The sequence below is a fragment of the Streptomyces griseoruber genome (assembly GCF_001514205.1).
In the GTDB taxonomy this organism is placed as follows: Bacteria; Actinomycetota; Actinomycetes; order Streptomycetales; family Streptomycetaceae; genus Streptomyces; species Streptomyces griseoruber.
This window is the reverse complement of record NZ_KQ948775.1, coordinates 192,319-201,463: the sequence shown is the minus strand read 5'-3', so window position 1 is coordinate 201,463 and position 9,145 is coordinate 192,319. Positions and strand designations below refer to the sequence as shown.

Here is a 9,145-nt window from a genome sequence, read left to right as displayed (position 1 = left end):
AGGCCGGTTCCGCGAGAGCAGAGGTCGGTTCCGCGAGAGCAGAGGTCGGGGCCTCGAAACGGCGCAGGTCACGCTGTGAGCGACGGTCCGCGCGGCGGGACTGGCGGGGGCTCAGGTGTCCGGGTCCGCGGCCGCCGACGACACGGGCGAGCGTGAAGAGGAGCAGTACCAGTGCCAGCAGCACGAGCGCGGTGCCGAAGGCCCGCGTGATCATGGCGGGCTGGGGCGACCTGATGAAGGTGAACACCGCGAGCGGCAGCGACATCATGGGGCCCCGGGCCGGATCGACGTTGAGCGCGGCCGTCGCACCCGCCGTGAGCAGTACCGGGGAGGTCTCGCCGATGCCGCGCGCGGTGCCCAGGATGACGGCGGTGGCCAGGCCCGAGCGCGCGGAGGGCAGCACCACGTGCCACACGGTGCGCCAGCGCGGCGCGCCCAGCGCCTCCGCGGCCTCGGTGAGCGTGCCCGGCACCAGGCGCAGCACCACGTCGGCGGCGCGGATGACGATCGGCAGCATCATCACGCTGATGGCGAGCCCCGCCGCCAGGCCCGACTTCTCGAAGCCCAGCATCAGAATCCAACTCGCGTAAACGAAGAGGCCGGCCACGATCGAGGGCAGCGCGGTCATCGCCTCGACGATGGTGCGGACGAACCGGGAGAACCGTCCGGGCACCTGCCCGAGGTAGACGGCGCAGGTGATGCCCAGCGGGATGGTGATGGCGAGCGCGATGCCGATCTGGATCAGGGTGCCGGCGACCGCGTGCCGGACACCGCCGACAGTGATCGGGTCCAGCGGGCCCGCCGCCTGCATGTCCTGCGTGTAGAAGCCGGCGTGCGGCAGTGCGCGCCAGCCGCGGACGGCCGTGAAGCCGATGACCAGGACCAGCGCGGCGAACAGCAGCACGGCGGCGCAGTGCAGTACGACGGTCAGCAGCCGGTCCCTCACCAGGGGCCCGGCGGAGAAGCCGCCGGCGGCCGAGGTGTCCATCCACACCAGCACCGCGTAGACCAGCAGGAAGATCAGACAGGCAACGACGACGAAGCCGAACGGCCCCGAGAGCGGCGCCAGTTCACCGAAGAGCAGCCAGGCCAGGCTGAGGCCGGTCGTGGCCGCGCCGCCGAGCGCGAGCAGGTCGTCGCGACGCGGTCCGCCCAGGCGTCTGTGCTCCTCCGGTTCGTCCGGCGGCTCGGGGCGCGGTACGACGGTGGTGACGGTGCCGGCCTTGTCGAGAGTGGTCGTCATGTGCTCACGCCTCGCTCTGGGCGCCGGACCGAGAACGGGCCACGATCGACGACGCGGTGAAGTTGACCACCAGGGTCAGCAGAAAGAGGGCCAGCCCGGCCGCCATCAGCGCGGAGACGCCGAAGCCGGAGGAGTCGCCGTAGTGCAGAGCGATCAGGGAGGAGACCGAGTTCGCGCCGGTCTGCAGGATGTGCGGCTGGATGGTGAAGACCGGCGAGATGATCAGGTACACCGCGATGGTCTCGCCCAGGGCGCGGCCGAGCCCGAGCATGGTGCCGCCGATGATGCCGGCGGCCCCGTACGGCAGGACCACGCTGCGGATCATGCCGGCGCGGGTCGAACCGAGCGCGTACGCGCCCTCCCTCTCGCCGACGGGAGCGCGGCTGAACACCTCGCGCATCACCGAGCACTGGATCGGCGCCACCATCAGCCCGACCACGATGCCCGCGACGAACGTCGAGGCGGTGTACACACTGGCGGACGCGAGCGGGTCGTCCTGGTGCGCCCCGTCCACGTGCAGGAACGGGATCCAGCCGAACCAGGTGGAGAGCCAGCGGGACAGGCCGATCACCTCGCCTTGCAGGAAGAACAGACCCCACAGGCCGTAGACCACCGACGGCACCGCGGCCATCAGGTCCACCAGCGCGATCAGGGTGCGCCGCAGCCGCTCCGGCGCGATCTCGGAGATGTACAGCGCGGTCCCGAGCGCCAGCGGCACCGACACCACCACGGCCACGGCCGCGATCAGCAGGGTGCCGGTGAGTACGGCGGCGATGCCGAAGTCGTGAGTGTCGGGTTCCCACCGCTCGGTGGTGAGGAAGGAGAACCCGGCGGTGCGCAGTGCCTGGACGGCGCGCAGCAGCAGAAACAGACCGACGGCCGCCATGATGGCGAGCACGGCGAGACCGGAGCCGCGCAGCGCGCCCCGGAAGAGGCGGTCGCCGGTGCCCCGTGCGGTGGACAGCCGTCGTGGCGTGTCCTCGCCGGGCGGCGGCGCGGTCACTGGGAGGCCCAAGGTCGTGCTCCTTTCTGGTGGTGGCTGCGCGGCGCCCGGGGCTGGAGCCGGCGCATCGGCCGGCTCCATCCCCTTCAGGCGATTTCTGGGTGCTGCGTGGGCGTCAGTAGCTGGTGACGATGACGCTCTTGGACTTGGCGTTCACGACGCTGCTGCCGGCGTAGCGGACGCTGAGCGTGTGCCTGCCCTTGGCGAGCTTGGCGATGGTGAGGGTGACCTTGCCGCCGCTGAGGGTGCCGCTGCCGACCAGCGTGGTGCCCTTGTAGATCCGGACCTTGCCGGTCGGGGTCACGCCGGTGGCGCTCACCTTGACGGTGATCGTGGCGTGCTTGGTGTGGCTGATCCGGGCCGGGGCGGTGACGGTCAGGGTCGGGGTGGCCTTGACGACGGTGAAGCCGACGTTCTTGCTGGAGGTGTTGTGGGCGCTGTCGCCGCCGTAGCGGATGCTCAGGGTCTTCGCACCGACGGCGCCGAGCTTCGTGGTGGCGACCTTGACCGTGGCCTTGCCGGAGGCGTTCAGGGTGGCGGACCCCACCTTGGTGCTGCCGTAGTAGGCCGCGACGGTGCCGGTCGGCGCGGTGGCGTCGGTGTGGCCGACGGTCACCGCGATCGACTCGGTGGTCCCGTACGCGGGCTTGGCCACCGCGGCCGAGGCGGTCACGGTCGTCGCCGTCTTCGCGGCGCCGACCACCACGCCGGTCGTGGTCGCGTCGCTGTTGCCGTTGATGTCGGCGGCGTAGACCGTGACGGTGTACGAACCGGCCGCCAGGCCCGTCAGGTTGGCTCCGGTGGTGGAGGCGGGCACGTCCTTGTAGGAGTAGCCACCCACGGCCGCGCCGGTGGTGTCCCGCACGGTGACGCGGTAGTCGCTCACCGCGGCACCGGAGTTCGGGGCCCAGGACAGGGTGAGCGCACCGGCGCCCGGCGTCGCGGTCACGGACGGGGCAGCCGGGACGGCCTTGGAGAGGTTGTTGTCCTCCAGGCCGCCCAGCTTGACGTGCTTGTTGGTCGGGTCGGCGACGCCGTTGTAACTGACGTTCAGGAAGCCGAACTTCGCGATCACGGACTGGGCGGCGCCGGAGGCGAGGGCCGCCGTGTGGCTGTCGTCGGTCACGAAGACGTCGTAGAGAGGCTGGTTGAAGAAGACGCTGGTCGGGTCGATCGCCCGGGTGGAGACCACGTTGGAGACGTCGCGGCCGAAGGTGGCGTCGCCGAAGAAGTCGGGGTTGGAGGAGATCGTGCCGTCGGCGTTCTGGATCACCGGCGCGGTGTAGGTGCCGCTGTTCGTCTCGTCCAGCGAGCCGACGAACGCGCCGCCCGCGACGGCGGTCGCACTGCGGTCCGGGGCGGTGCCGTTGTGCTGGGCGACGAAGCTGGCGATGGAGAGCGGGACGATGTCACCGTCGTTCTCGATGACCTTGTTCAGGCGGTTCTGCTGGACCGCCTTGCCGTCGTAGTCCAGCGTGTCGACGTTGCTGCCGAGCTGGGCGTCGGTGACCCCGATGGCCTTCTGGAAGAAGGTGCGGGTACCGGCGCCGGAGTTGGGGATGAACGGGTGGATCTTCACCCCGTTGATCTCCGTCAGCGCGCCGGTGTAGATGTCGTGCAGCTGCTGCTTGGTCAGTTGGGCGAGTACCGAGCCCTTGGCGGCGTAGCCCACGGCGTCACGGGCGAAGGGGACTGCGGTCAGCGCGGTGCCGGAGACGGCGGGCGCGCTGGTGTTGCGGGCGAAGTCGATCTGGTCCTGGATGTCCACCGTGCCGTCGTTCGCGCTGGAGGAGACGGCGTAGTTGCCGCCCGCGACCGCGTCGCTCAGGGCGAGGCGGCCTGCGTTGGCGCCGTTGGGACGCAGGAACGTCGGTCCGCTCGCCCGGGTCTTGATCTGCGAGGTCGTGGAGCCGGTGCCGGGCTCGGTCGCGTCGTAGGACGCCAGCGTGTAGCCGTCCGCGGTGACGGCGGTCGCGGCGTAGCTGGTGCCGTTGACCGTCTCACCGGCCAGCGCGTCCAGGACGTCCTGGGTGACGTCGGAACCGACGCCGACCAACTGGTGGTCGGTGATCCCCGTGCCGGGATCGGCGAACGCGGTGCCCGAGGTCAGGGCGAGAGGGGAGGCGAGCGTGGCGACGACGACAGCGGTCGCCACGACGGAGGTACGTCTCGGACTCATGGTTGAACTCCTCGGAAGGCGGCCCACGGGCAGGCCGCGTCCGCGCAGGGAACAGCGAGCGCGGACGTGGTGCGGGCAGGCAGGCGCAGAAAGCGGGAAGGCGGATGACCGCAGGGCTGAATCACCGGAAGCCGAACGGCCGTTGGCCGAACGTCCGGGAGAAGAATTCGCCTAGGCGTGCCCGCGCACGTGGGGGTCACGGCCGGGAGGAGTGAGCGCGCGTGTGAGTGTCGTTCAGACTCAGCAGCAGGCCACGGCGACGCCGCGACAACAGCTCGCGCTGCGCACACGCATCAGATCGACGGCACGACGCCGCGTCAGTGCCGGGGTGGATGTCCTGATCACGGCGGGAACAGTAGCAGCGGCCCACACGAGAACAGCACAACTCCGGCATCATCTCATATGCCGATACAAAGCCGTTCGGAAAAAACCTGTTCGCACCGATTTACCCACAACGGTTTTGAGACAACCCCATCCCACATCTCGTCGTCGACCCTCTGGCCCCGGCAGAACACAAGGGGCGCCGCTCGTTCCCCGAATGTTCCCCCCGGGCACGAAAAAGGCCCTCCGCCAACCCCTTGGGTTCTAGGAGTCATTGCAACACCCCAGTTCAAGGGGTGCGATGGACTTCAAGATCCGGGAGAACCGGGGTAAGGCTCAGGGCCGCAAGATCCTGGTCCGTGAGCGGGAGGAATACTTCCGGCTCATGGATCAGGGCCTGAGCAGCGCCGAAGCCTGCAAACGCGTCGGGATCAACTACCGGACGGGCAAGCGGTGGCGCAACGGCCGGGGCGCCTCGGGCAGGGACAGGGCGAGACCGCCGGTCTGTGCCGTGACAGCGCCCGAGGGCCCGTCGAGGTACCTGCGGGAAGCGGACCGCATCCACATCGCCGACCGGCTGCGGGAGAAGGCGTCCGTCCGGCAGATCGCGGCCGAGCTGGGCCGCAGCCCCTCCACCATCAGCCGCGAGATACGCCGCAGCGGCATGCCGCTGCGCGGGGACGCTTCCCATTGGGCTTACCGGCCCTACGCCGCCCAGGCCCGCGCCGACGCCCGCCGGCCCCGCCCCGAGTCGGGGAAGATCGGCCAGAACCCACGGCTGCGGGACTTCATCCAGCATCACCTGGACCTACGGTGGAGCCCCGAGCAGATCTGCCAGGCTCTGCGGACCAAGTTTCCTGACCGGCCGGAGATGCACGTGGTACACGAGACCGTCTACCAGGCCCTCTACGTCCAGGGCCGGGGCGAACCGCGCCGAGAGCTGGCCAAGGCACTGCGCAACGGGCCGGGTGCGGCGTAAGCCCCGCCGCCAGGCCCAGCAGCGCACCCCACGGTTCGCCACCCCGAAGGTGATGATCAGTGAGCGTCCGGCGGAAGCCGAAGACCGGGCCGTGCCCGGTCACTGGGAAGGCGACCTGATCATTGGGAAGGACGGCAGTTCCGCGATCGGCACCCTCGTCGAACGCGCGACCCGCTACGTGATGTCGCTGCACCTGCCCAACGGCCGCAGCGCCGAAATTGTCCGCGACGCCCTGGTCGAGACCGTCCAGACGCTGCCCTCCCATCTGGTGCGCTCCCTGACCTGGGACCAGGGGGCCGAGATGGCCGCCCACGGCTCCTTCACCGTCGCGACCGACGTCCCGGTCTACTTCTGCGACCCGGCCAGCCCCTGGCAGCGCGGCTCGAACGAGAACACGAACGGCCTGCTGCGGCAGTACTTCCCGAAGGGCACCGACCTCACGGTCCACACCCGTGAGCACCTCGACACAGTGGCCGCCGAACTCAACGGACGCCCACGCAAAACGCTCGGCTGGGAAACCCCAGCCGAGCGCCTGCATGAACTGCCCGCGGCCTGATCAACACGACCACGTGTTGCGACGCCCCCTGGAAAACGCCCCCGGCGGAGGGCCTCACAACCTTCTGACGCGTAAAGAGCAGCAGGTCAGAGCGTTACGATCGTCGTGCAGGCTGCTCGATGTGTGGGGACGGTGGGGTCAGGAAGGCTTGACCGCCGAGACCGGAGTGACGGTCACCTTGTTGTCGCACTCGGCCCACCACCCGTCGTCCAGGGCGACCTGGTGCTTCCCGGAGTGCGGCAGCCCGATGACCATCGTCGGATACGCCACCGGGTCCTTGCCCGACACGCAGTAGCCGTCGGCCTCCCCTTGGACCTGGACGAAGGTCAGCTTCACCCACGCCTTGCCGTGCGGCCGGACCGTCACGGTGGCCGCCCTGCCGGTGCGGGTGACCTTGAGCGGGGTGTTGTGGGCGGGGGAGCCGTTGCCGGCGCCCGCGACCGTCGGATGGCCCTTCAGGACGCACGTCCTCCGGGAGACGTTGGTGAACTGCACGACCGCCGCCCCGGTCCCGGTCCCGACGGGCCGGTGGACGGCCTGCCGGGCGCTGACCTGGAGGGCGGAGGCCGAGCAGGCGGGCGGCGGGGTGGAGGTGGTGGTGCTCGCCGCCATGGCGGTGCCGGGCAGGATGCCGGTCACCGCCGCCGCGACGGCCGTGACCGCCGTCGTCGCCAGAGCCGCCCTGCGAATGCCGTTGCTGTGCCGCATGCTGTCGTCCCCCTGAGTCGTCTCGTCCGCGGGTTTCGGTCGTCGGTTGTTGCCCCGCGGTACGCGTGGTCGGTACGTGAGTGCAGACAGGGCGGGAGAGCGGCAGCGTTCCGTGCGGCGATTCCTTGTGACGGAACGGTGACGACAGGCTGCACCCGTGCAGATGGCCGTCCTCGGGATCCGCGGGAGGCATGGCGGGCAGTACGGCCTGCACGCCGTACCCGGCCTTCTCCGCGACACGGCACGAGGCGGCGCTGCCGACCTGGTGCAGCAGTTCCAGCCGGCTCAGCCCGGCGGGAGCGGAGGCGTCGAACGCCCAGTCGGTGAGGGCGACGAGGGCACGGGGGGCGACCCCGCGTCCCCGGGCGTGCGCGGCCGTCCAGTACCCGGCCTCGGCGGCCGGCTCCCCGGGCGGCCGGGGGGGACGGTGAGAGGAGTGGGCAACCGGGGATCGTACGGGGCCTGCGGCCTCAGCCGAGGAGCCGGCGCATCTGCTCCTCGAACTCGTGCGCCGGGCGCGAGAGTTGCAAGCGTCTGACGCGGGAACGGCTCCAGCGGCATCGCCGCGGGCCCGGCCGCATCCAGGTCCGCAGCCACCACCTGCAACGCGCAGTCCAGGAGCTCGGGTGCGGGTGGGTGTACTTCCAGAGCGGTGTGAGGGAGTGGGCCCTGGCCTGTCCCGCGCCCGGTCCAGGTCACCCCGCCGATGTCGGAGCGCAGTTCCTCCAGGGCCCACCGTGATCCGGCCTCGCCGCGTGCCGCGAAGGCCCGCTCACGCGGTCACACGACAACCGCGGGCCGCCGGTACCACCGGCACCACCGGCACCACCGGCACCACCGGTCCAGCGTGTTGCCGTTGTTGCCCATGTAACCCTTGGCCCTCGTGCTGGGAGTCGTAGGGCGTCAGGTCCGCGCTCGCGGCCTCGCGCACACCTCGTCGTCGTGAACTGCAACGAGATCTGCTCGCCACCGGTGCCGTCCGGACCGGTCCGCCGGCCCAGGGACCGCTCCCGCGGCGCCCCCGCGGCCCGCACCCGTCCCTGTGGTGACCGGCCGCTGACCGATCCGCCCCGATGGTCGCAACGCCGGATTCGACTCCCGGCGGGGGCGCTCCCGCCGACCGCCCCGCTGCCCGCCACCGGGTGGTCAGCCCCGTGCGGGGCGTGTGCGGCGTGCGGTGTGTGCGGGCCGTCCGACTGCGGCGTACCAGACCAGGGCCGCACATATGAAGGCCGTCGCCGCGGAGACCAGTGACCTGGTGAGGGTGTCGTTCCGTGCGCCGGAGACGAGGGCGACGGCCAGTGCCAGCGTCAGGGTGATGACGGGCAGCGCCCGGGGGCTCCGGGTGGCGCCTGGCGCGGCGGCCGACGGCAGCAGCCAGGTTGCGAGGCCGTACCAGGCACAGGCCAGCAGTGTGGCCCCCAGCACTTCGCTGGGCCGGTGGCCGCCGTTGGTCGCGCTGTAGGCGGCAATGCAGGCGAGCCACAGCACACCGGCCGTGGCGACGTAGGGGCGGATGCGGGGGGAGACCACGAGGACGGCGGCGAGGGTCAGCGCGGCGGGGATGGCCGTGTGCCCGCTGGGGAAACCCTGATCAAGGAGATTCTCGGGCGCTCCCACCAGATCGGGGCGGGGCAGGCTCGATTTGAGCACCTCCTTGCCTCCGGTCGTGAGAATGAGGACCCCGAGCGCCGCGCACCCCTGCCACCAGCACCGCCGCACCAGGGTGAGGACCACGATGACGGCCAGGCCCACCATCAGGGTGGGCTTGGCGCTCAATTCCAGCGGCGGCAGGGGCGTCGAGCCGTAGGCCGCTCCTGACAGGGGGTAGAACCATGCAGCCTCGGGGTTCCCTTTACCGAGACCGAAGAGGGCGTTCTCAGCTCGTTGCCCCCACGGGGTGCAGATGGCGAGCAGGTAGACCGTCAGGAACCCCAGGGTGTACAGCAGAGCCGGCATCCACGGCCGCGTCGTACGCGACAGGCTGGGGGCGTCGGGGGCGGCGGGGGCCTGCCTCGAGGCCCCCGGACGGTGCGCGGGCAGGGTCGGAGAATCGTGCTGAGTCATCGCTCTGCTTCTTCCGTCGGGGAGAGTTGGGTCACGCACGTCTTGTGGCACGACGTGGGCCGCCGGGCTCGGCCGGCCCACCGGGGGTC

General features: G+C 70.9%; 5 protein-coding genes and 2 pseudogenes. 1 reads left to right on the top strand and 6 read right to left on the bottom strand.

What is annotated here, in order from left to right; all coding sequences use genetic code 11:
* The 3 genes from pstA to AQJ64_RS29895 form a co-directional block, all read right to left on the bottom strand.
* Window positions 1–1,243 (bottom strand): phosphate ABC transporter permease PstA (gene pstA / locus AQJ64_RS29905; RefSeq protein ID WP_063808094.1); only part of this gene is annotated, 1,243 nt, incomplete at its 3' end.
* 4 nt (window positions 1,244–1,247) lie between these two features.
* Complete coding sequence (gene pstC, locus AQJ64_RS29900) at window positions 1,248–2,258, bottom strand: phosphate ABC transporter permease subunit PstC (RefSeq protein WP_055633791.1); 1,011 nt, start codon at window positions 2,256–2,258, stop codon at window positions 1,248–1,250.
* Window positions 2,259–2,361: 103 nt separating this feature from the next.
* Entirely contained in the window at window positions 2,362–4,425 is a 2,064-nt protein-coding gene (locus tag AQJ64_RS29895; RefSeq protein ID WP_055633792.1) for an Ig-like domain repeat protein, read from the bottom strand.
* A 718-nt stretch (window positions 4,426–5,143) separates the two neighbouring features.
* Here AQJ64_RS29895 and AQJ64_RS29890 point away from each other — a divergent pair.
* Window positions 5,144–6,281: pseudogene (locus AQJ64_RS29890) on the top strand (IS30 family transposase).
* 138 nt (window positions 6,282–6,419) lie between these two features.
* Here AQJ64_RS29890 and AQJ64_RS29885 read toward each other — a convergent pair.
* The 3 genes and pseudogenes from AQJ64_RS29885 to AQJ64_RS29880 form a co-directional block, all read right to left on the bottom strand.
* The gene (locus AQJ64_RS29885) at window positions 6,420–6,989 is read right to left on the bottom strand and encodes a DUF4232 domain-containing protein (RefSeq protein WP_055633793.1); all 570 of its coding nucleotides are present in this window, start codon (window positions 6,987–6,989) and stop codon (window positions 6,420–6,422) included.
* A gap of 157 nt (window positions 6,990–7,146) precedes the next feature.
* A pseudogene (locus AQJ64_RS51185) lies at window positions 7,147–7,401 on the bottom strand (GNAT family N-acetyltransferase); the annotation flags it as partial.
* A gap of 734 nt (window positions 7,402–8,135) precedes the next feature.
* Window positions 8,136–9,056, bottom strand: a complete 921-nt coding sequence (locus AQJ64_RS29880; RefSeq protein ID WP_055633794.1) for a phosphatase PAP2 family protein — start codon at window positions 9,054–9,056, stop codon at window positions 8,136–8,138.
* Between the last annotated feature and the right edge of the window lie 89 nt (window positions 9,057–9,145).

Bases quoted from the DNA above. Each gene is read 5' to 3' on its own strand.
- AQJ64_RS29885 (WP_055633793.1), bottom strand. From the start codon at position 6,989: ATGCGGCACAGCAACGGCATTCGCAGGGCGGCTCTGGCGACGACGGCG.
- AQJ64_RS29880 (WP_055633794.1), bottom strand. From the start codon at position 9,056: ATGACTCAGCACGATTCTCCGACCCTGCCCGCGCACCGTCCGGGGGCC.
- AQJ64_RS29895 (WP_055633792.1), bottom strand. From the start codon at position 4,425: ATGAGTCCGAGACGTACCTCCGTCGTGGCGACCGCTGTCGTCGTCGCC.